17 protein-coding genes are annotated in these 23,466 nt (G+C 65.3%); 12 read left to right on the top strand and 5 right to left on the bottom strand.

Annotated elements, in window-relative coordinates; all coding sequences use genetic code 11:
- Nucleotides 1-62: 62 nt before the first annotated feature.
- Nucleotides 63-710, bottom strand: coding sequence for a C40 family peptidase (locus V0R62_RS08450; RefSeq protein ID WP_330103401.1), 648 nt, complete (start codon nucleotides 708-710; stop codon nucleotides 63-65).
- Nucleotides 711-868: 158 nt separating this feature from the next.
- Between V0R62_RS08450 and V0R62_RS08445 the strand changes: the two genes are divergently transcribed.
- Nucleotides 869-1,294, top strand: a complete 426-nt coding sequence (locus tag V0R62_RS08445; RefSeq protein ID WP_330103400.1) for a TM2 domain-containing protein — start codon at nucleotides 869-871, stop codon at nucleotides 1,292-1,294.
- A gap of 39 nt (nucleotides 1,295-1,333) precedes the next feature.
- On the opposite strand, the gene V0R62_RS08440 is transcribed toward V0R62_RS08445, so the two are convergent.
- The 3 genes from V0R62_RS08440 to V0R62_RS08430 all read right to left on the bottom strand — a co-directional run bounded on the left by V0R62_RS08440 (nucleotide 1,334) and on the right by V0R62_RS08430 (nucleotide 6,178).
- Nucleotides 1,334-2,032 (bottom strand): SPOR domain-containing protein, encoded by a 699-nt coding sequence (locus V0R62_RS08440; RefSeq protein ID WP_330103399.1) that lies wholly within the window; start codon nucleotides 2,030-2,032, stop codon nucleotides 1,334-1,336.
- A gap of 1 nt (nucleotide 2,033) precedes the next feature.
- On the bottom strand, nucleotides 2,034-3,770 hold the full coding sequence (gene argS / locus V0R62_RS08435; RefSeq protein ID WP_280080540.1) for an arginine--tRNA ligase: 1,737 nt from the start codon (nucleotides 3,768-3,770) through the stop codon (nucleotides 2,034-2,036).
- Between the two features lie 188 nt (nucleotides 3,771-3,958).
- Entirely contained in the window at nucleotides 3,959-6,178 is a 2,220-nt protein-coding gene (locus V0R62_RS08430) for a primosomal protein N' (protein ID WP_330103398.1), read from the bottom strand.
- Between the two features lie 169 nt (nucleotides 6,179-6,347).
- Here V0R62_RS08430 and rpmE point away from each other — a divergent pair, with 169 nt between their 5' ends.
- From rpmE to V0R62_RS08415, 3 genes are all read left to right on the top strand, one after another.
- Nucleotides 6,348-6,563, top strand: coding sequence for a 50S ribosomal protein L31 (rpmE, locus tag V0R62_RS08425; protein WP_011531746.1), 216 nt, complete (start codon nucleotides 6,348-6,350; stop codon nucleotides 6,561-6,563).
- A 2-nt stretch (nucleotides 6,564-6,565) separates the two neighbouring features.
- Entirely contained in the window at nucleotides 6,566-7,387 is an 822-nt protein-coding gene (locus tag V0R62_RS08420) for a thermonuclease family protein (RefSeq protein WP_330103397.1), read from the top strand.
- A gap of 179 nt (nucleotides 7,388-7,566) precedes the next feature.
- On the top strand, nucleotides 7,567-8,835 hold the full coding sequence (locus V0R62_RS08415; protein WP_050707349.1) for a malic enzyme-like NAD(P)-binding protein: 1,269 nt from the start codon (nucleotides 7,567-7,569) through the stop codon (nucleotides 8,833-8,835).
- 148 nt (nucleotides 8,836-8,983) lie between these two features.
- Here the strand turns inward: V0R62_RS08415 and V0R62_RS08410 are convergent, their stop codons facing one another.
- Nucleotides 8,984-11,434, bottom strand: coding sequence for a penicillin-binding protein 1A (locus tag V0R62_RS08410; protein ID WP_408005642.1), 2,451 nt, complete (start codon nucleotides 11,432-11,434; stop codon nucleotides 8,984-8,986).
- Nucleotides 11,435-11,603: 169 nt separating this feature from the next.
- Here V0R62_RS08410 and pilM point away from each other — a divergent pair, with 169 nt between their 5' ends.
- The 8 genes from pilM (at nucleotide 11,604) to gltB (ending at nucleotide 23,391) form a co-directional block, all read left to right on the top strand.
- Complete coding sequence (gene pilM / locus V0R62_RS08405) at nucleotides 11,604-12,500, top strand: type IV pilus biogenesis protein PilM (RefSeq protein WP_330103395.1); 897 nt, start codon at nucleotides 11,604-11,606, stop codon at nucleotides 12,498-12,500.
- 68 nt (nucleotides 12,501-12,568) lie between these two features.
- On the top strand, nucleotides 12,569-13,036 hold the full coding sequence (locus V0R62_RS08400; protein WP_330103394.1) for a PilN domain-containing protein: 468 nt from the start codon (nucleotides 12,569-12,571) through the stop codon (nucleotides 13,034-13,036).
- Nucleotides 13,033-14,046 (top strand): pilus assembly protein PilP, encoded by a 1,014-nt coding sequence (locus tag V0R62_RS08395; RefSeq protein ID WP_330103393.1) that lies wholly within the window; start codon nucleotides 13,033-13,035, stop codon nucleotides 14,044-14,046. The genes V0R62_RS08400 and V0R62_RS08395 overlap by 4 nt, the downstream gene beginning before the upstream one ends.
- Nucleotides 14,003-15,226: a type IV pilus secretin PilQ gene (locus tag V0R62_RS08390; protein ID WP_330103392.1), complete on the top strand. Its 1,224-nt coding sequence runs from the start codon at nucleotides 14,003-14,005 to the stop codon at nucleotides 15,224-15,226. Before V0R62_RS08395 ends, V0R62_RS08390 begins: the two co-directional genes overlap by 44 nt.
- Nucleotides 15,227-15,230: 4 nt before the next feature.
- On the top strand, nucleotides 15,231-15,749 hold the full coding sequence (aroK, locus tag V0R62_RS08385; RefSeq protein ID WP_028689109.1) for a shikimate kinase AroK: 519 nt from the start codon (nucleotides 15,231-15,233) through the stop codon (nucleotides 15,747-15,749).
- Nucleotides 15,750-15,844: 95 nt separating this feature from the next.
- Nucleotides 15,845-16,942 (top strand): 3-dehydroquinate synthase, encoded by a 1,098-nt coding sequence (aroB, locus tag V0R62_RS08380; protein WP_186712004.1) that lies wholly within the window; start codon nucleotides 15,845-15,847, stop codon nucleotides 16,940-16,942.
- A gap of 15 nt (nucleotides 16,943-16,957) precedes the next feature.
- Nucleotides 16,958-18,571, top strand: coding sequence for an AAA family ATPase (locus V0R62_RS08375; protein ID WP_050707341.1), 1,614 nt, complete (start codon nucleotides 16,958-16,960; stop codon nucleotides 18,569-18,571).
- Nucleotides 18,572-18,945: 374 nt separating this feature from the next.
- Nucleotides 18,946-23,391 carry a glutamate synthase large subunit gene (gene gltB / locus V0R62_RS08370; protein WP_330103391.1) on the top strand — a complete coding sequence of 1,482 codons (4,446 nt, stop codon included), beginning with the start codon at nucleotides 18,946-18,948 and terminating at the stop codon, nucleotides 23,389-23,391.
- Nucleotides 23,392-23,466: the final 75 nt, after the last annotated feature.

Here is a 23,466-nt window from a genome sequence, read left to right as displayed (position 1 = left end):
CAGCCTTGCCTGGTCCGAGGGAGCAGCGGTGCGCCGATGTGATTTGTCCCGCTATCGGGGTTTCAGCGTTTGGCCAGGCTCAGCGCCTGTTGCTGCTTGGGCAGCACGCGTTTGGCCACCACGTAGTGCTTCTGCCAGTAAGGCTTCTCCAGGCTGTCGATGCTCACCCGCTTGCCGGTGCGCGGCGCGTGGATGAAACGGTCGTTGCCCAGGTAGATGGCGACGTGGTTGACCTGACGGCTCTTGATGTTGAAGAAGATCAGGTCGCCTGGCTTGAGGTCGCCCTTGGCCACCTTGACGCCCTGGCCCTGGGCCATGGCATTGGAGGTGCGCGGCAGGTCGACATCCGCCACGTCGTTGAACGCATACTTGACCAGGCCGCTGCAGTCGAAGCCCTTCTTCGGGCTGCTGCCGCCCCAGCGATAGGGTGTGCCGAGCACGTTCACCGCACGGCTGAGCACTTCGCTACTCTGCTTCGGTGACATCGCCACCGCTTGCATGCCCACGGCGTGCTGCTTGGCGGCGTTGGCCGGGCGGGCGCGTTGACTGGCAGTGCTGCGGTACTGGATCGGGGCGCGTTTCACCGTGGCATCGGCGTTGGTCGTGTAGCCGGTGAATCCGCTGGGAAGACGTTGCTCACGGTTGGTGGCGTGGGCGGCCAGGGGCAATAAAAGGCAGAGGGTCAGCCATGTCTTGAAGAAAGGTGGCATAGATGAAGCTCTTTATAAGTGTTGGCGCGCAACTTTATAACAGCTTTTTGATCAAATTCTGATCCGTTGGTCGCACAGCCACGTACCATATGTCGGGCAAAAACGAAAAAGTCACATTTTTCGTTAGAAAATTTTCGGCTATCCCACGAGGGCTTCGAATGAATGGTTATCAACAGGGTGCCTCCGCGCACGACACCCACAGCAAGGTCCTCGGCTATCTGCTGTGGATCTTCGGCTTCACTGGCTCGCACCGTTTCTACTACGGCAAGCCAATCACCGGGACGATCTGGTTCTTCACTCTCGGGCTGCTGGGCATCGGCTGGCTGATCGACCTGTTCCTGATCCCGTCGATGGACCGCGAGGCGGACATGCGCTTCGAATCGGGTGGGGTGGATTACAACCTGGCGTGGATCCTGCTGACCTTCCTCGGCATCTTTGGCGTGCACCGGCTGTACCAGGGCAAGTGGATCAGTGCCTTGATCTACCTGTTTACCGGCGGTCTGTTCCTGCTGGGCGTGCTGTATGACTTCTGGACGCTCAACAGCCAGATCTCCCAGGTCAACGCCGAGCGTCGCCGGGTATGAAAAAAGGCCTTGTCGCTGAGTGCGGCAAGGCCTTTCTCGTTACTGGCGCCGTTGTTGCAGCAGCAGGTTGCTGAAGCCTGCCCCGGCCAGTTGCTTCTGCGCCACGGTCAGCTGTTCACGGTTGCTGAACGGGCCGACCATCACGCGGTACCAGGTCTCTTCCTTGACCGTGCCCGACTCCACCTTGACCGCCTGGCCGAGCAGAATGATCTGCGCGCGGACTTTGTCGGCGTCCGCCTGCTTGCGGAACGAGCCGGCCTGCAAGAAGAACTGGGTGGTGGTCGCCGGCTTGATCACCGGAGGTGCTGGTGGCGGCGTCTGCCCCAGCAGCGCGGCCTGGGCGCGGGCGGTGTCGATCTTCGCCGCTTCCGCCGGGGTGACCGGCGTGCTTGGCACGGGTGGCTGCGCCGGTACCGGCGGGGTCTTCTCCGGCACGGCCTCGGGCGGCACGATCACTTCCGACTCCGGCAGTAGGGTGTAGAAGTCGTACTTCGGCTTCACCGGCTGCTGTGGCGTCGGCGAGGTGGTCTTGCTCGCCTCGGCAACTGGCTTCTGTTGCTCGGGCTTGGCGCGCTTGATGTCGTCGCCGCCCGGCTCGAGCTTCATCAGGAAGACGATGAAGGCGCCGACCGTCAGGCCGACCGCCAGCCACACCCAGCCCGGGATCGGCTGCTTGCTGGCAGGCGGCTGGGAGCGGCTGGCGCCGCGCTTGGGTGCGGGTTTCTTCTTTGCAGCCAACTTACATGCGCTCCAGGGTTTCCAGGCCGAGCAGTTCCAGGCCCTGCTTGAGGGTGCGGCCAGTCAGGGCAGCCAGGCGCAGGCGGCTCTGCTGCTGTTCGGCGGTTTCGGCGGAAAGGATCGGGCAGTTCTCGTAGAAGCTGGAGAACAGGCCGGCGAGGTCGTACAGGTAGCTGCACAGCACGTGCGGCGTGCCTTTTTCGGCGACGTTGTTGAGGATCTCGCCGAACTGCGCCAGGCGCGCGGCCAGGTCCTGCTCGTGCGCTGCCTGCAGGACGATGCTGCCGTCGACTTCGTCAAAGCCCTTGCCGAGCTTGCGGAACACGCCGGCCACGCGGGTGTAGGCGTACAGCAGGTAGGGCGCGGTGTTGCCTTCAAAGTTGAGCATCAGTTCGAAGTTGAAGCTGTAGTCGCTGGTGCGGTGCTTGGACAGGTCGGCGTACTTGACCGCGCCGATGCCGACCACCTCGCCGATGTGGCGCAGTTCGTCCTCGGCCAGCGACGGGTTCTTCTCCTTGACCAGCGCGTAGGCGCGGTCCTTGGCCTCGGTGAGCAGGTCGATCAGCTTGACGGTGCCGCCATCACGGGTCTTGAACGGGCGGCCATCGGCGCCGTTCATGGTGCCGAAGCCCATGTGCTCCATCTTCATCGGGTGGCCGACGAAACCGGCACGGCGGGCCACTTCGAACACCTGGTTGAAGTGCAGGGCCTGGCGCTGGTCGACGAAGTACAGGGCGCGGTCGGCCTGCAGCGTGTTGCTGCGGTAGCGCACGGCGGCCAGGTCGGTGGTGGCGTACAGGTAGCCGCCGTCGGCCTTCTGCACGATCACCGGCAGCGGATCGCCCTCGGCGTTCTTGAACTCCTCGAGGAACACGCACTGGGCGCCCTGGTCCTCGACCAGCAGGCCCTTGGTCTTGAGATCGGCGACCACGTTGGCCAGGTCGGCGTTGTAGGCGCTCTCGCCCATCACGTCGGCCATGGTCAGCTTGACGTTGAGCAGCTCGTAGGTCTTCTGGCAGTGCGACAGCGAGATGTCCTTGAAGCGTGTCCACAGGGCCATGCACTCAGGGTCGCCGGCCTGCAGCTTGACCACCAGGCCGCGGGCGCGGGTGGCGAAGTCCTCGGACTCGTCGAAACGCTTCTTGGCGGCGCGGTAGAAGTTCTCCAGGTCCGACAGCTCGTCGCTGGTGATCGGGTTTTCTTCCAGATAGGCCAGCAGCATGCCGAACTGGGTGCCCCAATCGCCCACGTGGTTCTGGCGGATGACGTCATCGCCGAGGAATTCCAGCACGCGCGCGACGCTGTCGCCGATGATGGTCGAGCGCAGGTGGCCGACGTGCATCTCCTTGGCCAGGTTCGGTGCCGACATGTCGATCACCACCTTCTCGGCCGGGCCGGCCTTGCGCACGCCCAGGTGCTCATCGGCCAGGGCGGCGTCGAGGCGGTTGGCCAGGGCCTGGGTGTTCTGGAAGAAGTTCAGGAAGCCGGGGCCGGCGATCTCGACCTTGGTGATGTCGGGGCTGGCCGGCAGGCTGGCGATGAGTTTTTCGGCCAGGTCGCGGGGCTTCATGCCGGCTGGCTTGGCCAGCATCATGGCGATGTTGCTGGCGAAGTCGCCGTGGGTCTTGTCCCGGGCGTTTTCCACCTGGATCGCCGGCGTCAGCCCTTCAGGCAGCACACCGTCGGCGACGAGTTGGGTGAGGGCTTGCTGGATCAGCTGGCGAATGGTGTCTTTCATGGGATTCTCTTTTCGACCGCAAGCGCGGTGAGCGCTTCGATGCGCAGGTGGAAAAACTGGGCATTATCCGTTGCCGGGGGCGGGTTGCCAACCTTTTGGGGCACAAGCCATTGTCGGCGTGGGAGCGGGCCTGCCCCGCGATGACGCCATCGCGGGGCAGGCCCGCTCCCACGACAACCCTGAAACAGTCAGTAAAGGTCCACCGGATCGACATCCAGCGACCAGCGCACCTGCCGGCCCGATGGCATCTGCTCCAACACTAGCAACCAGGCACTGATCAGTCGATGCAACTGAGCCCGGGCATTGGCCTGGAGCAATAGTTGCGCGCGGAAGCGGCCCGCCCGTCGTTCCATGGGCGCTGGGACCGGCCCCAGCAGCTCGATGCCGTGCAGACCCTGTTCGGCCATGACCCGCTCGGCGGCGGCGCAAGCTTCGTCGAGGAAACTCTCGGCCTGGCCCGGCTTGTGCGCATCCGCACGCAGCAGGGCCAGGTGGGCGAACGGCGGCAGGCCGGCGGCGCGGCGTTCGCTCAGGGCCTGCTCGGCGAAGGCGAAGTAGCCCTGCTCGGTCAGTTGCACCAGCAGCGGATGGTCGGCCAGGTGGGTCTGCACGATGACCTTGCCCGGTTCCTCGGCGCGTCCGGCGCGACCGGCAACCTGGACGATCAGCTGGGCCATGCGCTCGCTGGCGCGGAAGTCGCCGGAGAACAGTCCACCATCGGCATCGAGAATCGCCACCAGGGTGACGCGGGGGAAGTGGTGCCCCTTGGCCAACATCTGGGTGCCGACCAGGATGCTCGGCTGACCGCGCTGGATGGTGGCGAACAGGTTGTGCATGGCGTCCTTGCGCGAGGTGCTGTCGCGGTCCACGCGCAGGATCGGGTAGTCGGGGAACAGCACCTTGAGCCGCTCTTCGGCGCGCTCGGTGCCGGCCCCCACCGGGCGCAGGTCGACGTGGGCGCACTGCGGGCACTGCAACGGCAGGCGCTCGTCGTAGCCACAGTGGTGGCAGCGCAGCACGGCGGAGCGCTGGTGCACGGTCATGCGCGCATCGCAGCGCGGGCACTCGGACAGCCAGCCGCAGTCGTGGCACAGCAACGTCGGGGCAAAACCGCGGCGATTGAGGAACACCAGCACCTGCTGGCCAGCCTCCAGGGTCTGGCGGATGGCCTGTTGCAGCGGGCCGCTGATGCCGCTGTCCAGCGGCAGGCTGCGCACATCCAGGCGCAGGAAGCGTGGTGCCTTGGCGCCACCGGCGCGCTGGTTCATGCGCAGCAGGCCGTAGCGGCCGCTGTGGGCGTTGTGCAGGCTTTCCAGCGACGGCGTGGCCGAGCCCAGCAGGATCGGGATGTTCTCCTGGTGGGCGCGGACCACCGCCAGGTCGCGGGCGTGGTAACGCAGGCCTTCCTGCTGTTTATAGGAGCCGTCGTGCTCCTCGTCGATGATGATCAGGCCCGGGTTCTTCATTGGCGTGAACAGCGCCGAGCGGGTGCCGATGATGATGTCGGCGTCGCCATCGCGGGCCGCCAGCCAGGCGTCCAGGCGTTCGCGGTCGCCCACCGCCGAGTGCAGCAGGGCGATGCGGGCGTTGAAGCGCTGCTCGAAGCGTTGCAGGGTCTGCGGGCCGAGGTTGATCTCGGGGATCAGGATCAGCGCCTGCTTGCCGGCTTCGAGGGTTTCGCGGATCAGCTGCAGGTACACCTCGGTCTTGCCGCTGCCGGTGACCCCGGCCAGCAGATAGGCGTGGAAGGCGCCGAAGCCCGCGCGCACCGCCTCGAACGCCGCGCGCTGCTCCTCGTTGAGCGGCAGTTCTGGCTGGGCCAGCCAGTGCTCGTGGCGCGCGGCGGGCAGGTGGCGGCGGACCTCGACGTTCACCAGCTCCTTGGCCAGCAGCAGGTCGAGGCTGTCCTTGTTCAGGCCGAGCTTGCTCAACAGGCTGTGGGCCACGCCGTGGGGGTGTTGCGACAGGGTCTTGAGGGCATCGCGCTGGCGCGGGGCGCGGGCGATGCGCGGGTCCTCCAGGCGTGCCCCGGGGGCGACGTGCCAGAAGCGCTCCTGACGCGCCTCGGCCGGCTCGCCCTGGCGCAGCAGGGTCGGCAGCGCCCAGCTCAAGGTGTCGCCCAGGCTGTGCTGGTAGTACTGCGCCGTCCACAGGCACAGCTTGAACAAGGCGGGCGGCACGGGCGAAACCGGGTCGAGCAGGGCGCTGGCCGGCTTGAGCTTGTCGGCGGGGACTTCGCTGTGCGTGGCGACCTCCACCAGCACGCCGATCATCTCGCGGCGGCCGAACGGCACGCGGATGCGCATGCCGGGCGTCAGTGCCTGGCGCGCCATGCTCGCGGGCGCCCGGTAGTCGAACAGGCGACGCAGGGGCGAGGGCAGGGCAAGGCGCAGGATGACGTCGGACACGCGGAAGGTCTCTGGAGGGCGTTTCACAAATCAGGCGAGCCTAGCAGACGACGGTCGGTGCAAGCGACAACTTGCGCTGCGGCCGCGCTCTGGTATTATTCGCCGCCTAATTACGTGCGGTATTCAACAATAGGTGTTGGGTGGCGGCACGCAGCTCGAGGAAGTGACCATGAAAGCAGATATTCATCCGAACTACGAAGTAGTTGCAGTCACCTGCAGCTGCGGCAACAAGTTTGAAACCCGTTCGACCCTGGGCAGCGTCCTGGCGATCGACGTTTGCAACCTGTGCCACCCGTTCTACACCGGTAAGCAGAAAGTCCTGGACACCGGTGGTCGCGTACAGAAGTTCGCCGATCGCTTCGGTATGTTCGGTACCAAGAAGTAATCATGCGCATGGCGAATCTCTCGAGGTTCGCGTTGCTGCAAAAGAAGGCGCCCCTCGTGGGCGCCTTTTTTGTGGGCGCGATCTGGCATTTTCCGGCCCTGGCCTTCTGTCCGTTGCCCGAGCAGCCGCAGCAGGTGACGGTGCGCCAGGTGGTCGACGGCGATACCTTGCGCCTGGGTGATGGACGCAACGTGCGGCTGATTGGCATCAATGCGCCCGAGATCGGCCGCAAGGGTCGCACCAGCGAGCCCTACGCCGAGGCTGCGAAACGGCGCCTGCAGGCGTTGGTCGAGGCCAGCGATGGTCGCGTCGGCCTGGTCCCGGGCGTGGAGCCCAAGGACAAGTACGGTCGTACCCTGGCGCACATCTATAGCCGTACTGGCGACAATCTCGAAGCACAACTGCTCAGCGAAGGCCTCGGCTACCGGGTTGCCATTGCCCCCAACGTGGCCTTGTCGGGCTGCCAGCAACAGGCCGAGCAGCAGGCGCGCAACGCCGGAACCGGGTTATGGCGCCAGTCGCCGGTGGTGCCCGCAGGGGAGGTCAGGCAGTCCGGTTTTGCCGTGATCGGCGGCCAGATCAAGGGGATCGAGCGCAACCGTGGCGGTATCTGGCTGGAGCTCGACGATGCCGTGGTGCTGCAGGTCCCCGCTCGTCTGCAGCAGCGCTTTCCCGCCAGCTTCTTCGCTAACCTCAAGGGACGCCAGGTCGAGGCGCGTGGCTGGGTGCTGGATCGATCCCGCAAGGGAGGGCTCAAGCCCGGGCAGCGACGCTGGCTGTTGCCATTGACCGATCCGAGCATGTTGGCGGCCGTTCCGGGGTAAATAGTTGTAGACATTTTGCTATTGGATTGTACACACTGGCTCCCGTAAGCCCCGTGGGTTATAGCGTAAAGTCGTAGGCCAAAGGCCTTGACACATAGTGACCGGGCAGTCTTGTCGCCCCCCGGCTCTTTGCGTATCCTCGGCGGTCCGTCAGAACAGTAAACAGCGGAATGCCCATCATGTCAGACCTGAAAACCGCCGCTCTCGAATATCACGCCCAGCCCCGTCCGGGGAAACTGAGCGTCGAGCTCTCCAAGCCCACCGCCACCGCCCGTGACCTCGCCCTGGCCTACAGCCCAGGCGTCGCCGAGCCCGTGCGCGAGATCGGCCGTGATCCGGAGCTGGCCTACAAGTACACCGGCAAGGGCAACCTGGTTGCGGTGATCTCCGATGGCACCGCCATCCTCGGTCTGGGCGACCTCGGCCCGCTGGCTTCCAAGCCGGTAATGGAAGGCAAGGGTGTTCTGTTCAAGCGTTTCGCCGGCATCGACGTGTTCGATATCGAAGTCGAGTCGGAGAGCCCGCAGGCCTTCATTGACACCGTTCGCCGCATCTCCATCACCTTCGGCGGCATCAACCTGGAAGACATCAAGGCACCTGAGTGCTTCGAGATCGAGCGCACCCTGATCGAGCAGTGCGACATTCCCGTCTTCCACGATGACCAGCACGGTACCGCCATCGTTACCGCCGCCGGCATGATCAACGCCCTGGAAATCGCCGGCAAGAAGCTCGAGGAGGCGAAGATCGTCTGCCTGGGCGCCGGTGCCGCCGCCATCTCCTGCATGAAGCTGCTGGTGAGCATGGGCGCCAAGGTCGAGAACATCTTCATGATCGACCGCAGCGGCGTGATCCACGCCGGTCGCGACGACCTGAACCAGTACAAGGCCCAATTCGCCCACGCCACCGACAAGCGCACCCTGGCTGACGCCCTGAACGGCGCCGATGTGTTCGTCGGCCTGTCCGGTCCGAACCTGCTGAGCCCGGAAGGTCTGAAGTCGATGGCCGCCAACCCGATCGTGTTCGCCTGCTCGAACCCGGATCCGGAAATCGCCCCGGAGCTGGCTCACGCCACCCGCAGCGACGTGATCATGGCCACCGGTCGTTCCGACTACCCGAACCAGGTCAACAACGTACTGGGCTTCCCGTTCATCTTCCGCGGTGCCCTGGACGTTCGCGCCAAGCGCATCAACGAAGAGATGAAGATCGCCGCCGCCATCGCCCTGAAGGACCTGGCCAAGCAGCCGGTGCCGAAGGAAGTCTGCGACGCCTATGGCGTGCAGGCCCTGGAATTCGGCCGCGAGTACATCATTCCGAAGCCGCTGGATGCCCGTCTGATCACCGTGGTTTCCGATGCCGTGGCCAAGGCCGCCATCGAATCCGGCGTGGCCACCCTGCCGTATCCGAAGCACTACCCGCTGAAAAGCGTGGATGACGTGTTCAACGGCTGATCCGGTCGTAGCGTCATGAAAAAGCCCCGGCTCGTGAGAGTCGGGGCTTTTTGTTTGCCGAGAGAGTGCCGGCGGCTGTGAGATCGAGCGCTGCGCGGGCGGCGCTCGATTTACGCGCCCGCGTAAAACCTTAACCAGGCACTCTGCTTCAGAACAGGTCCATCGGCGCTGCTTCATCTGCTGGCAGAGGGCTGCCAGGTGCGGCGCCATTGCCCAGTTCGTCCACCGAAGGCGGCGAGTCCTCGGCCTTGAACAGCTCGAAGTAGGCATTCGGCGTGCTCGGCGTGGCGGCGCGGCCGCTGACCGGGTCGACGCGCAGGCTGAGAATGCCTTCAGGTTCGGCTGGCGCGTGCTCAGGCTTGTCCTTCAGCGCCGCACCCATGAAGCTCATCCAGATCGGCAGCGCCACGGTGCCGCCGTACTCGCGTCGGCCCAGGGTTTCCGGTTGGTCGAAGCCGACCCAGACGGTGGTGACGTAGTCGGCGTTGTAGCCGGAGAACCAGGCGTCCTTGGACTCGTTGGTGGTACCGGTCTTGCCCGCCAGGTCCGCGCGGCCGAGGGCCAGGGCGCGGCGGCCGGTGCCGCGCTTGATCACATCCTGCAGCATGCTGGTGAGAATGTACGAGGTGCGGCCGTCGATGATCTGCTCGGCCACGGCGGGTACCTGCGGTGCCGGGGCGACCTGGCCGAGGGCCGACGGTGCTTCGCCCGGCATCGGCGCGACGCTGATCGCCTGCTCGGGGGCTGCGAGGCCGGCCTGGTCCTGGCTGCCCTGGGGCACCCGTGCCGGGTTGGCGGTGAACAGGGTTTCGCCGTTGCGGCTTTCGACGCGCTCGATCAGGTAGGGGCTGATCTTGTAGCCGCCGTTGGCGAAGGTGCTCCAGCCGGTGGCGATCTCCATCGGTGTCAGGGTCGCGGTGCCCAGTGCCAGCGACAGGTTGCGCGGCAGGTCCTGCTTGTTGAAGCCGAACTTGGCGATGTAGTCGATGGTGCGGTCCACGCCCATGGCCTGCAGCAGGCGGATCGAAACCAGGTTACGCGACTTGTACAGCGCCTCGCGCATGCGGATCGGGCCGAGGAAGGTATTGGTGTCGTTCTTCGGACGCCAGACCTTGTCCAGGTATTCGTCGACGAACACGATCGGCGCGTCGTTGACCAGGCTGGCGGCGGTGTAGCCGTTGTCCAGCGCGGCGCTGTAGACGAAGGGCTTGAAGCTCGAGCCAGGCTGGCGCTTGGCCTGCATGGCGCGGTTGTAGTTGCTCTGCTCGAAGGAGAAGCCGCCGACCAGGGCGCGGATGGCACCGTTGTAAGGGTCGAGGGTGACCAGGGCGCTCTGGGCGCCGGGCACCTGGCTGAACTTGAGCTTGCTGTCCTCCAGACGCTGCAGGCGCACCAGGTCACCGACCTGGGCGACGTCGGCCGGCGATTGCGGCGAGCGCCCCTGCGAGTTGCTGTTGAGGTACGGGCGGGCCCACTTCATGGTGTCCCAGGCCACATTCTCTTCCAGGCCGCCACGGGTCATCACCTTGAGGCCGGTCTTCTCGACCTGGGTGACGATGGCCGGCTCCAGGCCACCGAGGGTGCGTTGCTTGCCCAGTTCCTGCAGCCAGGCCGCACGGGTCTTGCCCGGGAAGCGTGTCTCGGGGCCGCGGTAGCCGTGGCGTTCGTCGTACTCGCTGAGGCCGTTGAGCACCGCGCTGTTGGCCATCTGCTGCATGTCGCTCGGTACCGTGGTGGTGACGCGGAAGCCTTCGGTATAGGCGTCGCTGCCGTAACGGCCAACCATCTCGGCGCGGGCCATCTCGGCGACGTAGGGGGCATTCACTTCCGGAGTCGGCACGTGGTAGCTGGCGTTCAGCGGTTCGGCCAGGGCCGCCTGGTAGCTGGCTTCGTCGATCTTGCCGAGCTTGTACATGCGCCCGAGGATCCAGTCGCGGCGCTCCTTGGCGCGTACCGGGTTGGCCAGCGGGTTGAAGCGCGATGGCGCCTTGGGCAGGCCGGCGATCATCGCCATCTGCGCCAGGCTCACGTCGCGGATCGACTTGCCGTAGTACACCTGCGCCGCGGCATCGATGCCGTAGGCGCGGTTGCCCAGGTAGATCTTGTTGACGTAGAGCTCGAGGATCTCGTCCTTGGTCAGCTCGCGCTCGATCTGCAGGGCCAGCAGGATCTCGTTGGTCTTGCGCGAGAAACTGCGCTCGCTGGTGAGGAAGAAGTTCTTCGCCACCTGCATGGTGATGGTGCTGCCGCCGGTCTGGATGTGTCCGGACTTGAGCAGCTGCGATGCCGCGCGCATCAGGCTGCTCGGATCGACCCCGTAATGGTTGAGGAAATTGTCGTCTTCGGCGGACAGAAGCGCCTGGATGAACTGTGGGGGAATTTCCTGGAACTTGATCGGCGAGCGCCGCATTTCGCCGAACTCGGCAATCAGCTTGCCGTCGCTGCTGTACACCCTCAGGGGGATTTGCAACTGGACGCTTCTGAGCGAGTCGACCGAGGGCAGGCTGGGGCTAAGATACAGAAACGCACCGCTCACACCGAGCACGAGCGCGCAGATAACGGCGACGAGAGACCACCAGAAGAACTTCAGCAGACGTATCAAGGCTTTTGGGTGTCCAGGTTGAGGAGTGGATTGCGCGCGGGGCCGGCGGACAGAAAAACGCTGGCCATTATAAGCATTTTTCGTCCCACCGGGTGACCGCCCGGGGCGCGGGACGACCGCTCGCGCCGCAACGGCGCGGGCTGCCGATGACCAGGAAGGAACAGCCATGCTTGGACGCTTTGGTAGGGACGCCGGTTCACTGCTGGGGGTGGAATTTGCCTCCGACTCCATACGAATGCTGCATCTGCACCGTCAGCGCGGCGGTTGGCGTGTGCAGGGGTGGGCGCAGGAACGCTTCGAGCCTGCGCTGCCTGACAGTGCCGCATCCGACGAGGCAGAGGGGTTGGTCATGGGATTGCGTCGGGCCCATGTTCAATGTCGGACGAGGCAGTTCCGGGTCGCCTTGGCATTGCCCGCCTCCCAGGTCATCTGCAAGGTTTGCCGGTTACCTGTTGGGCTGGCCGACCTTGATGTCGAGGCCGCCGTGCTGGCACAGGCCGAGCAACTTTTCCCCTTCCCGCTGGAGGATCTGGCCCTGGACTTCTGGGTGCAGGGTGCATGCGCCGACGATCCCGGACAGTTCGAGGTACTGGTAGTGGCCTGCCGTCAAAGTCAGCTCGATCCGCTGGAGAGGGTGTTCGCCAGGGCCGGATTGCAGCTTGAGGCCGTCGAGGTGGACAGCTTCGCGCTACGGCGAGCGTTGCTGCCTGAGGTGCCGGCTCGTGGAGCGGTACTGCTGCAATTGGAGCCGGGCGAAGTGGTCATGCACCGCTGGCACGGCAGCCCCGCGCCGCAACGACAGCGGCTCGCCCTGGGCTCGCCGGCGCAATGGAGTGAGGCTGTCGATGATCTCTGGCGGTTGGGTGAACGGGCGCCCGTAGAGGAAGTTGTCCTGTTCGGCTTCGCTGCTGATGAGGACCGGGCGGCGTATTTGCGAGAGCACTTGGGTGTGAAATGCCAGGTGGGTTGCCCACTCCCTCTGACCGGCTTGCTGGAGAGGGATGGCCTGCGCGCTGCTTCGATGGTCCTGGCCTGCGGGCTGGCCATGGGAGGCCGGGCATGATGGCGAGACTGAACCTGATGCCTTGGCGCGAGCAGCGTAGGGCCAGGGTTGTGCGACGATTTCAGATCATGCTGGTTGTCGCCCTGGTAGTGGCACTGTGCGGGGTCATATGGCTCGATCAGATGGCGCGGTCGCGTCTGGCCAGGCAAGCACTGGTCGTCGCCTCGCATCAGGCGGAGCTTGAGCGGCTCGATGCCACATTGAGGGAGGTCGATCAGCTGCGCGGCAGGCGGGAGGCGCTGCAGGCCGAGTATGCCGCAGTGTCCGCTCTGGAGGCCGGGCGGTCGCAGATGCCTGGCCTGTTCCTCGCCCTTGAACAGGCCCTGCCAGAAGGGGCTCGCTTGACGGAGGTGGATGTCGAGGCAGGGCGTTTGCGCCTGGGCGGTCTGGCAGCCTCTGCGTCGGTGGTCGCCCGGTTCATGCGCGATCTGGAGCAAGTGGGCATGGTGCGGGACCTCGAACTCGTTCACCTCCGGCGTCATGTCCAGGGTGACGAGTTCCTGCTGGCGGCGCGATTGCTGGTGGGCGAGTCGTGAACCGCCTCTGGCCCCTTGACTGGCAGGCGCTGGCTGGCCGGTCGGGAGTAGTGAGGGTCATGGTGTGCCTGTCGCTCGCGCTCATGGTTGCTTGCGTGGGCTACCTGGTTCGTCTGCGTGACCCGGTTCAGGGGCATGCCGAGTCTGTCCGGTTGCAGCTTCAGCTACAGAACGAGCTGGAGGGGCGCAGGACGCGCCTCGTCGAACTGGGTGTCGAGCAGCAGGCGCTCGAGCATACGCGGGTGCTTTTGCAGGCGGCGCGATGGCGGCTGGCCGCGGGAGAAGGCATGAGCGAGCTGCTCGACCAGCTGGCGTTATCGGGACATGAACATGGCCTGGTATTCGAGCGAGTTGAGGTGCAGGAGGCGCAGCAGGCTTCAGTGTATCGAGTGCAACCGCTGGAAATCGCGGTGTCGGGACAGTACCCGGCGCTGCGCCTGTGGCTGGAGCAATGGCTGCGGCAATTGCGTCTGTTGAGCGTGGAACGGCTCAGGCTGGCCCTGAAGGATGAGGGTGTCGGGCGAGTTGATGCTCAGTTACGGCTGCATGCCTACCACCCTGGGGAAGAGCTGCCAGTTCCGGCGTCATTGGCGGACGAGCCGGCCCTGGCAGCCTTGCCGAAGACGGCATTCGATCCGTTCCGGGCCTGGTCGCTTCCAAGAGAGGGCAGTGGTCTGGCGCATATTCCTTTGGCACGGCTGGAGATGGTCGGCAGCCTCTCGCGGACGGGGCGGCGACAGGCATTGCTGCGCTCTGCGGGTCGTCTGTACCGGGTCGTGGAAGGCGAGCAGCTGGGGCTCGAAGGGGCTGTTGTGGTAGCCATCGAGGTCGACCGTGTGGAGGTCCACGAGCGGTTCTACATCGATGGGCGCTGGCAGGCGCGCCCCAGGTATCTGGTTCTTGGAACACGTGAGCAAGGAGAGATCAGGGATGAGACCGAGGCGATGGTGGAGCGGCGCGCTATTGATGCTGGGGCTGCAGATGGCGCAGGCCGAGACGTTTCAGGGTGAGCCGATGTCGCTCAACTTCCAGGACGTCGAATTGCGTTCGGTGCTTCAGGTCATGGCCGACCACGCGGGCATCAACCTGGTGGCGGGCGACTCGGTGCAGGGGCGGATAACCCTGCGTCTGGAGGACGTGCCCTGGGATCAGGCGCTTGACCTGGTGCTGCGCAGCAAGGGGCTGGGCAGGCGCCAGGAGGGGAATGTGCTGCTAGTCGCTCCCGTGGCCGAGCTCGCCGGGCAAGCCCAGGACATGCGTCAGGAGGTATTGCTAGAGCCACTGCAGCGTGAATTGATCCCTATCTTCCATGCCAAGGCCGGCGAGCTGGCGGAGCTGCTGCTGTCGAGCCTGGCCGATGACGGTGCCCTGGCCGGGCGTGGCAGCCTCAGTGTGGACGCCCGCACCAATACACTGGTAGCCACTCAGCCTGCCGCCCGGCTCGCCGAACTGCGCAGGCTGGTCACGCAACTGGATGTGCCGGTGCGCCAGGTCATGATCGAGGCCCGGATCGTCGAGGCCAATGTCGATTACGAAAAGGCCCTGGGCGTGCGTTGGGGTGGCCCTCTGTATGGCAAGGATCGTCAGTTGGGCAGCGACCTGTTCGTCGATCTCGGCGTCGAACGCGCCGCTGCCGGGCTCGGAGTGGGGCTGCTGCGCAGCGATATCCTGCTCGACCTGGAACTCAGCGCCATGGAAAAAAGCGGCAATGGCGAGATCATCTCCCAGCCCAAGGTGGTCACGGCCGACAAGGAAACCGCGCGCATACTCAAGGGCACCGAAGTGCCCTACCAGGAAACCACTCGCAGCGGCGCCACGTCGGTCTCTTTCCGCGAGGCGTCCCTGTCGCTGGAGGTGACCCCGCAGATCACGCCGGACGGCAAGGTGATCATGGCGGTGCGGGTGACCAAGGATGAGCCGGACTTCATCAATGCCCTCAACGATGTGCCGCCGATCCGCAAGAACGAGGTCAACGCCAAGGTGCGGGTGACCGATGGGCAGACCATTGTGATTGGTGGCGTGTACTCGACGTCGCAGAACAAAGTGGTCGACAAGGTGCCATTTTTTGGCGATCTGCCGTATGTTGGACGGCTGTTTCGACGCGATGCATTACAAGAGAAAAAATCCGAGCTGCTGGTCTTCCTGACTCCGCGTATCATGAGTGACCAGGCGATTGCTGTGAGTCGTTGATTCTGTGCGAAATTTGATACTTGTGGGGCCCATGGGCGCTGGTAAAAGCACCATCGGGCGCCTGTTGGCCAAAGAGCTGCGCCTGCTGTTCAAGGATTCCGACAAGGAAATCGAACTGCGAACCGGCGCCAACATCCCGTGGATCTTCGACAAGGAAGGCGAACCGGGCTTTCGTGACCGCGAGCAGGCGATGATCGCCGAGCTCAGCGCGCTCGATGGCGTGGTCCTGGCCACCGGCGGCGGCGCGGTGATGCGCGACGCCAACCGCGCGGCCTTGCGCGCTGGTGGGCGGGTGGTCTACCTGCACGCCTCGGTGGAACAGCAGGTGGGGCGCACCTCCCGTGACCGCAACCGGCCGCTGTTGCGCACCGCCAACCCGGAGGCCACGTTGCGCGCCCTGCTGGAGGCGCGCGACCCGCTCTATCGCGAAATCGCCGACCTGGTGGTGGAAACCGACGAACGGCCACCACGCATGGTGGTGCTCGACATTCTCGAGCGCCTGCAGAAGTTGCCGCCCCGCTGAGTGGGGTCTATCCTCGGCGACCAACGCCGAGACGGGGCTGAACGTCACCGCGCGGGGCCGCACCGCCGCCGCGTCCAAGCACATTGTGGGGATACATGCAGACACTAAAGGTCGACCTGGGCGAACGTAGCTACCCGATCTACATTGGCGAAGGCCTGCTGGACCAGCCCGAGCTGCTGGCGCCGCACATTGCCGGGCGGCAGGTCGCCATCGTCTCCAACGAGACCGTCGCGCCCCTGTACCTCGAACGCCTGAGCAAGACCCTGGGCGCCTATTCGGTGCTGCCCGTGGTGTTGCCCGACGGCGAGGCCCACAAGAACTGGGAAACCCTGCAACTGATCTTCGACGCCCTGCTCACCGCCCGCCATGACCGCCGCACCACCGTGGTCGCCCTCGGTGGCGGCGTGATCGGCGACATGGCCGGCTTTGCCGCGGCCTGCTACCAGCGCGGCGTCGACTTCATCCAGGTACCGACCACGCTGCTGTCCCAGGTGGATTCTTCGGTGGGCGGCAAGACCGGCATCAACCACCCACTGGGCAAGAACATGGTCGGTGCCTTCTATCAGCCCAACGCGGTGCTGATCGACACCACCAGCCTGAAGACCCTGCCCGAGCGCGAGCTGTCCGCGGGCCTGGCCGAAGTCATCAAGTACGGCCTGATCTGCGACAAGCCGTTCCTCGCCTGGCTCGAAGACAATATGCAGGCGCTGCGCGCCCTGGATTCCGTCGCACTGACCGAGGCCATTCGCCGCTCCTGCGCGGCCAAGGCCGCCGTGGTCGGCGCCGATGAGCGCGAATCGGGCGTGCGTGCCACGCTCAACCTTGGCCACACCTTCGGCCATGCCATCGAAACACACATGGGCTATGGCGTCTGGCTGCACGGCGAAGCCGTGGCGGCGGGCACGGTCATGGCCCTGGAAATGTCCATGCGCCTGGGCTGGATCGACCAGCCAGCGCGCGATCGCGGAATTCGCCTGCTGCAGGACGCAGGATTGCCGGTGGTGCCACCACAGGAAATGACCCCGGCGCATTTCATGGAGCACATGGCGGTCGACAAGAAAGTGCTCGACGGGCGCCTGCGCCTGGTGCTGCTGCGCCAGCTGGGCGAGGCCGTCGTCACCGACGACTATTCGACAGAGATTCTACAGGCCACCCTGGCGGCGGATTACCGCGCGATCGTGGCCCAGCTTTGAGGTTGTGACAACGCAATGACCAGTCTGCATGCCGATGAGGCGTTCCTCGACCATTATCAGTTGAGCCACGATCCGTTCGCACCGCGAGTGCCCGGCTTCAAGTTCTTCCCCGCCCAGCGCAAACCCGTGCTGGGCCAGCTGCACCACCTGGCGCGCTACAGCCAGCTGATGCTGGTGGTCAGCGGCCCGGTGGGCAGTGGCAAGACCCTGCTGCGCCAGGCCCTGGTGGCCAGCACCAACAAGCAGTCGGTGCAGAGCGTGGTGGTGTCCGCGCGTGGCGCCAGTGACGCGGCCAGCGTGCTGGGCCAGGTGGCGCAGTCGCTGAACGTGGCGCAGCCGGAGGTGCAGGCGATCCTGTCGCAGGTGGTGCAGCTGGCGCTGACCGGCCAGGAAGTCTATCTGCTGGTGGACGATGCGGAACAACTCGACGAGTCGGCACTCCAAGCGTTGCTGGAGTTGGCGGCAGGCGTGGCCGAAGGGCGCCCGCATGTGTTCCTGTTCGGCGAACCTTCGCTGATTGCCGGGCTGGAAGAACTCAATACCGATGGCGAGCGCTTCCATGTCATCGAGTTGGCCCCGTACAGCGAGGAAGAGACCCGCGAGTACCTGGAACAGCGCCTGGAAGGCGCAGGCCGGGGCATCGAGGTGTTCAGCGCCGAGCAGATCGTCGACATCCACGAAAACTCCGACGGTTGGCCTGGGAACATCAACCAGGTCGCCCGCGATACCTTGATCGAAGCCATGATCGCCAGCCGTACCACGGTCAAGCGACCATCCATGGGGTTCAAAATGCCTAAGAAACACGTGCTCGCGTTGTCCGCTGTGGTCGTGGTCGCCGTTGGTGCGGCGGTCCTGATGCCCAAGAAGGGCGACAAGGCTCCGACCGAAGCACCGGCCGCCCAGGCGCAACTGCCACTGGGCCAGGGCGGCGCGCCCGCCATCGAGTTCTCCGGCTCCTCGCAGCCGATGCCGCTGCCGCTGGTCGGCCAGTCGCAGCCGGTGATGCGCGAGCCCCTGGCCCAGGCCGCCGGCATGGGCGAGGGCGAAGAGGGTGGGCCTGCGGGTGATACCGCCCTGCAGCCTGCCGCGCCATCGGCCGCCGTGCCGCCGACCGTGACCACCATCGCGCCGCCGCAAGGTGCCACCGCCAGCCCGGCACCGGCCCCTGCCCAGCCGGTGACCACCGCTCCGGTACAGCCGGTTGCGCCTGCGCCGAAGCCTGTCGCAACCCAGCCGGCAAAGCCGGTTGCACCTGCCAAGCCGGCCCCGGCCCCGACCCAGGTCGCTAGCGCCAAGCCCGCCAGCAAGCCTGCCGAGAAACCAACCGCGGGTGGTGCCGGCAACAGCAGCTGGTATGCCGGCCAGAAACCGGGCAATTACGTGGTGCAGATCTTCGGCACCAGTTCCGAGGCGTCGGCCCAGTCCTTCGTCAAGGCACAGGGTGGCGACTATCGCTACTTCAAGAAAAACCTGCAGGGCAAGCCGCTGTTTGTCGTCACCTACGGCAACTTCGCCAGCCGCGACGCCGCTGCTGCGGCAATCAAGAACTTGCCAGCCAAGGTCCAGGCTGGTAAACCTTGGCCACGTACCGTCGGCAGCGTCCAACAAGAGCTGGCCACGGCCCGCTGATACCTTCCGGGCGGCACCACCCCGCCGCCCAGTTGCTGAGCGACTTCTAGCTTTCGATCAGCCTGCTGCGCCCGAGCGCGGCAGGCTTTTCTGTCCCAGACTGCCGGCCACAAGCCCTGTGTTGCAGTCATGGCTGAAACGCTTCAGACTCTAGCCAAGCCGCTATCACGGCGCATGGCGTAAAAACATTCAAAATTGCGACATAAATTTTCAATGGTGAGACATGAAAATTTGTGGGCGTCGCTGTCGCTGTGCAACAATGGTTTTCCATGACCACCGCAAAAAAGCTGGCGTTTGATCGGCGTGGATGGTAAGTGGTTGTTAAAAAAGAGATTTGCCTCCGGTTGAGAGGTGAACCTGGTGAGAAAGTGTCTATGAAAACAGGTCTGTACCATCCCGAAGAATTCAAGGACAACTGTGGTTTCGGCCTGATCGCCCATATGACGGGGCAGCCGAGTCACCACCTTCTGCAAACCGCCATGCAGGCGCTGACCTGCATGACCCACCGCGGCGGCATCAACGCCGACGGCAAGACCGGCGACGGTTGCGGTCTGCTCATGCAGAAGCCCGATCAATTCCTGCGTGCCGTGGCCCAGGAGCACTTCGCCGTCGAGCTGCCCAGGCAGTACGCCGTCGGCATGGTGTTCTTCAACCAGGACCCGGTCAAAGCCCAGGCTGCCCGCGCCAACATGGACCGCGAGATCGTCAACGCCGGCCTCAAGCTGGTCGGCTGGCGCAAGGTGCCGATCGACACCAGCGTCCTCGGCCGCCTGGCCCTGGAGCGCCTGCCGCAGATCGAGCAGGTGTTCATCGGCGGCGAAGGCCTGAGCGACCAGGAATTCGCCATCAAGCTGTTCAGTGCCCGTCGCCGCTCGTCCGTGGCCAACGCCCACGACACCGACCACTACATCTGCAGCTTCTCGCACAAGACCATCATCTACAAAGGCCTGATGATGCCGCGCGATCTCGCGGCGTTCTATCCGGACCTGGGCGACGAGCGCCTGCAGACCGCGATCTGCGTGTTCCACCAGCGCTTCTCCACCAACACCCTGCCGAAGTGGCCGCTGGCCCAGCCCTTCCGCTTCCTCGCCCACAACGGCGAGATCAACACCATCACCGGCAACCGCAACTGGGCCATGGCCCGGCGCACCAAGTTCGCCAACGACCTGATCCCCGACCTCGAAGAGCTCGGCCCGCTGGTCAACCGTGTCGGTTCCGACTCCTCGAGCATGGACAACATGCTTGAGCTGATGGTCACCGGCGGCATCGACCTGTTCCGCGGCGTGCGCATGCTGGTACCGCCGGCCTGGCAGAACGTCGAGACCATGGACGCTGACCTGCGCGCCTTCTACGAATACAACTCCATGCACATGGAGCCGTGGGATGGCCCGGCCGGCATCGTCATGACCGAAGGCCGCCACGCGGTGTGCCTGCTCGACCGTAACGGCCTGCGCCCGGCGCGTTGGGTGACCACCACCAACGGCTACATCACCATCGCCTCGGAAATCGGTGTATGGGGTTACCAGCCGGAGGAAGTCCTGGCCAAGGGCCGTGTCGGCCCGGGCCAGATCCTCGCCGTGGACACCGAGACCGGGCAGATCCTCGACACCGACGCCATCGACAACCGCCTGAAGTCGCGCCACCCGTACAAGCGCTGGCTGCGCCAGCACGCCACGCGCATCCAGGCGACCCTGAGCGACGACCAGGGCGTGGCCAGCTACGACGCCGACCAGCTCAAGCAATACATGAAGATGTTCCAGGTCACCTTCGAGGAGCGTGACCAGGTGCTGCGTCCGCTCGGCGAGCAAGGCCAGGAAGCGGTCGGCTCGATGGGCGACGACACGCCGATGGCCGTGCTGTCGCAGCGCGTGCGCTCGCCGTACGACTTCTTCCGTCAGCAGTTCGCCCAGGTGACCAACCCGCCGATCGACCCGCTGCGTGAGGCGATCGTGATGTCCCTGGAAATCTGCCTGGGTGCCGAGCGCAATATCTTCCAGGAGTCCCCCGAGCACGCCTCGCGGGTGATCCTCAGCTCGCCGGTCATCTCGCCCGCCAAGTGGCGTTCGCTGATGAACCTGGAACGCGAAGGTTTCGACCGTCAGCTGATCGACCTCAACTACGACGAAAGCGTGGGCCTCGAAGCGGCCATCCGCAACATCGCCGACCAGGCCGAAGAGGCTGTGCGCGGCGGCAAGACCCAGCTGGTGCTGAGCGACCGCTACATCGCCCCGGGCAAGCTGCCGGTGCACGCCTCGCTGGCCGTTGGCGCGGTGCACCACCGCCTGACCGAACAGGGCCTGCGCTGCGACAGCAACATCCTGGTCGAGACCGCCACCGCCCGTGACCCGCACCACTTCGCCGTGCTGCTGGGCTTCGGCGCCTCGGCCGTCTACCCGTACCTGGCCTACGAAGTGCTGGCCGACCTGATCCGCACCGGCGAAGTGCTGGGCGACCTGGACGAAGTCTTCAAGTACTACCGCAAGGGCATCTCCAAGGGCTTGCTGAAGATCCTGTCGAAGATGGGCATCTCCACCATCGCCTCGTACCGTGGCGCCCAGCTGTTCGAAGCCGTGGGCCTGGCCGAGGAAGTGGTCGGCCTGAGCTTCAAGGGCGTGTCGAGCCGCATCAAGGGGGCGCGTTTCGTCGACCTCGAAGGCGACCAGAAGCTGCTGGCCGCCGAGGCCTGGAGCGCGCGCAAGCCGATCCAGCAGGGTGGTCTGCTCAAGTTCGTCCACGGCGGCGAATACCACGCCTACAACCCGGACGTGGTCAACACCCTGCAGGCCGCCGTGCAGCAGGGCGACTACGCCAAGTTCAAGGAATACACCACGCTGGTCGACCAGCGGCCGGTGTCGATGATCCGCGACCTGCTCAAGGTCAAGGTCGCCGAGCAACCGTTGGCGCTGGAGCAGGTCGAGCCGCTGGAGGACATCCTCAAGCGCTTCGACTCTGCCGGCATCTCCCTGGGCGCGCTGTCGCCGGAGGCCCACGAGGCCCTGGCCGAGGCGATGAACCGCCTGGGCGCGCGCTCCAACTCCGGCGAGGGCGGTGAAGACCCGGCCCGCTACGGCACCATCAAGAGCTCGAAGATCAAGCAGGTGGCCACCGGCCGCTTCGGCGTGACCCCTGAGTACCTGGTCAATGCCGAGGTGCTGCAGATCAAGGTGGCCCAGGGCGCCAAGCCCGGCGAGGGCGGCCAGCTGCCGGGCGGCAAGGTCAACGGCCTGATCGCGCGGCTGCGCTACGCGGTGCCGGGCGTGACCCTGATCTCGCCGCCGCCGCACCATGACATCTATTCGATCGAAGACCTGGCCCAGCTGATCTACGACCTCAAGCAGGTCAATCCGCAGGCCCTGGTGTCGGTCAAGCTGGTGGCAGAAGCCGGCGTCGGCACCATCGCCGCCGGCGTGGCCAAGGCCTACGCCGACCTGATCACCATCTCCGGCTACGACGGTGGCACCGGTGCTTCGCCGCTGACCTCGATCAAGTACGCCGGCGCGCCGTGGGAACTGGGCCTGGCCGAAACCCACCAGACCCTGCGCGGCAACGACCTGCGCGGCAAGGTACGGGTGCAGACCGACGGCGGCCTGAAAACCGGCCTGGACGTGATCAAGGCCGCCATCCTCGGCGCCGAGAGCTTCGGCTTCGGCACCGCGCCGATGATCGCCCTGGGCTGCAAGTACCTGCGCATCTGTCACCTGAACAACTGCGCCACCGGCGTGGCCACCCAGAACGACAAGCTGCGCAAGGACCACTACATCGGCACCGTCGACATGGTGATCAACTTCTTCACCTTCGTCGCTGAAGAAACCCGTGAGTGGCTGGCCAAGCTGGGCGTGCGCAGCCTGGGCGAGCTGATCGGCCGCACCGACCTGCTTGACGTGCTGCCGGGCGACACCGAGCGCCAGCATCACCTCGACCTGTCGCCGCTGCTGGGTAGCTCGCACATCCCGGCCGACAAGCCGCAGTTCTGCGAAGTAGACAGTAACCCGCCGTTCGACAAGGGCGAGCTGGCCGAGAAGATGGTCGCCATGGCCCTGCCGGCAATCCGCGACCAGGCCGGTGGCGAGTTCAGCCTCGACATCTGCAACTGCGACCGCTCCATCGGTGCGCGTATCTCCGGCGAGATCGCCAGGCTGCACGGCAACCAGGGCATGGCCGCGGCGCCGATCACCTTCCGCTTCAAGGGCACCGCTGGCCAGAGCTTCGGCGTTTGGAACGCCGGTGGCCTGAACCTGCACCTGGAAGGCGACGCCAACGACTACGTCGGCAAGGGCATGACCGGTGGCAAGCTGACCATCGTGCCGCCAGCCGGCAGCCCGTTCGAAACCCAGCACAGCGCCATCGTCGGCAATACCTGCCTGTACGGTGCCACCGGCGGCAAGCTGTTCGCCGCCGGCACCGCGGGCGAGCGCTTCGCTGTGCGTAACTCCGGCGCCCACGCTGTGGTCGAGGGCACCGGCGATCACTGCTGTGAATACATGACCGGCGGCTTTGTCTGCGTCCTGGGCAAGACCGGTTACAACTTCGGTTCTGGCATGACGGGCGGCTTCGCCTACGTGCTCGACATGGACAACAGCTTCGTCGACAAGCTCAACCACGAGCTGGTGGAAATCCAGCGCATCAGTGGTGAGGCGATGGAGGCTTACCGCAGCCATCTGGCGCGGGTCCTGGGCGAGTATGTGGAAGAAACCGGCAGCGAGTGGGGGCGTGAGCTCTCCGAGAACCTGGACGACTACGTGCGGCGCTTCTGGCTGGTCAAGCCGAAGGCGGCCAACCTCAAGCAACTGCTGTCCAGCACCCGTGCCAACCCGCAGTAAGAACAGCTGCAAGTGACGGCCCCGTGCGCGGGGCCCGTCCTGCTCAAGTGATTGTCTTGCAGCTTGCGGCTTATG

Source organism: Pseudomonas carassii (assembly GCF_036324045.1).
GTDB classification, from domain to species: Bacteria; Pseudomonadota; Gammaproteobacteria; order Pseudomonadales; family Pseudomonadaceae; genus Aquipseudomonas; species Aquipseudomonas peradeniyensis.
Note: the sequence above shows the minus strand (reverse complement) of the source record. Positions and strands in the feature narration are given on the sequence as shown.

Excerpts from the sequence above, each read along its gene's own strand:
- V0R62_RS08450 (WP_330103401.1), bottom strand. The coding sequence starts at position 710 with ATGCCACCTTTCTTCAAGACATGGCTGACCCTCTGCCTTTTATTGCCC.
- V0R62_RS08445 (WP_330103400.1), top strand. The coding sequence starts at position 869 with ATGAATGGTTATCAACAGGGTGCCTCCGCGCACGACACCCACAGCAAG.
- argS (WP_280080540.1), bottom strand. The coding sequence starts at position 3,770 with ATGAAAGACACCATTCGCCAGCTGATCCAGCAAGCCCTCACCCAACTC.
- rpmE (WP_011531746.1), top strand. The coding sequence starts at position 6,348 with ATGAAAGCAGATATTCATCCGAACTACGAAGTAGTTGCAGTCACCTGC.
- V0R62_RS08420 (WP_330103397.1), top strand. The coding sequence starts at position 6,566 with ATGCGCATGGCGAATCTCTCGAGGTTCGCGTTGCTGCAAAAGAAGGCG.
- V0R62_RS08415 (WP_050707349.1), top strand. The coding sequence starts at position 7,567 with ATGTCAGACCTGAAAACCGCCGCTCTCGAATATCACGCCCAGCCCCGT.
- pilM (WP_330103395.1), top strand. The coding sequence starts at position 11,604 with ATGCTTGGACGCTTTGGTAGGGACGCCGGTTCACTGCTGGGGGTGGAA.
- V0R62_RS08400 (WP_330103394.1), top strand. The coding sequence starts at position 12,569 with ATGCTGGTTGTCGCCCTGGTAGTGGCACTGTGCGGGGTCATATGGCTC.
- V0R62_RS08390 (WP_330103392.1), top strand. The coding sequence starts at position 14,003 with ATGCTGGGGCTGCAGATGGCGCAGGCCGAGACGTTTCAGGGTGAGCCG.
- aroB (WP_186712004.1), top strand. The coding sequence starts at position 15,845 with ATGCAGACACTAAAGGTCGACCTGGGCGAACGTAGCTACCCGATCTAC.
- V0R62_RS08375 (WP_050707341.1), top strand. The coding sequence starts at position 16,958 with ATGACCAGTCTGCATGCCGATGAGGCGTTCCTCGACCATTATCAGTTG.
- gltB (WP_330103391.1), top strand. The coding sequence starts at position 18,946 with ATGAAAACAGGTCTGTACCATCCCGAAGAATTCAAGGACAACTGTGGT.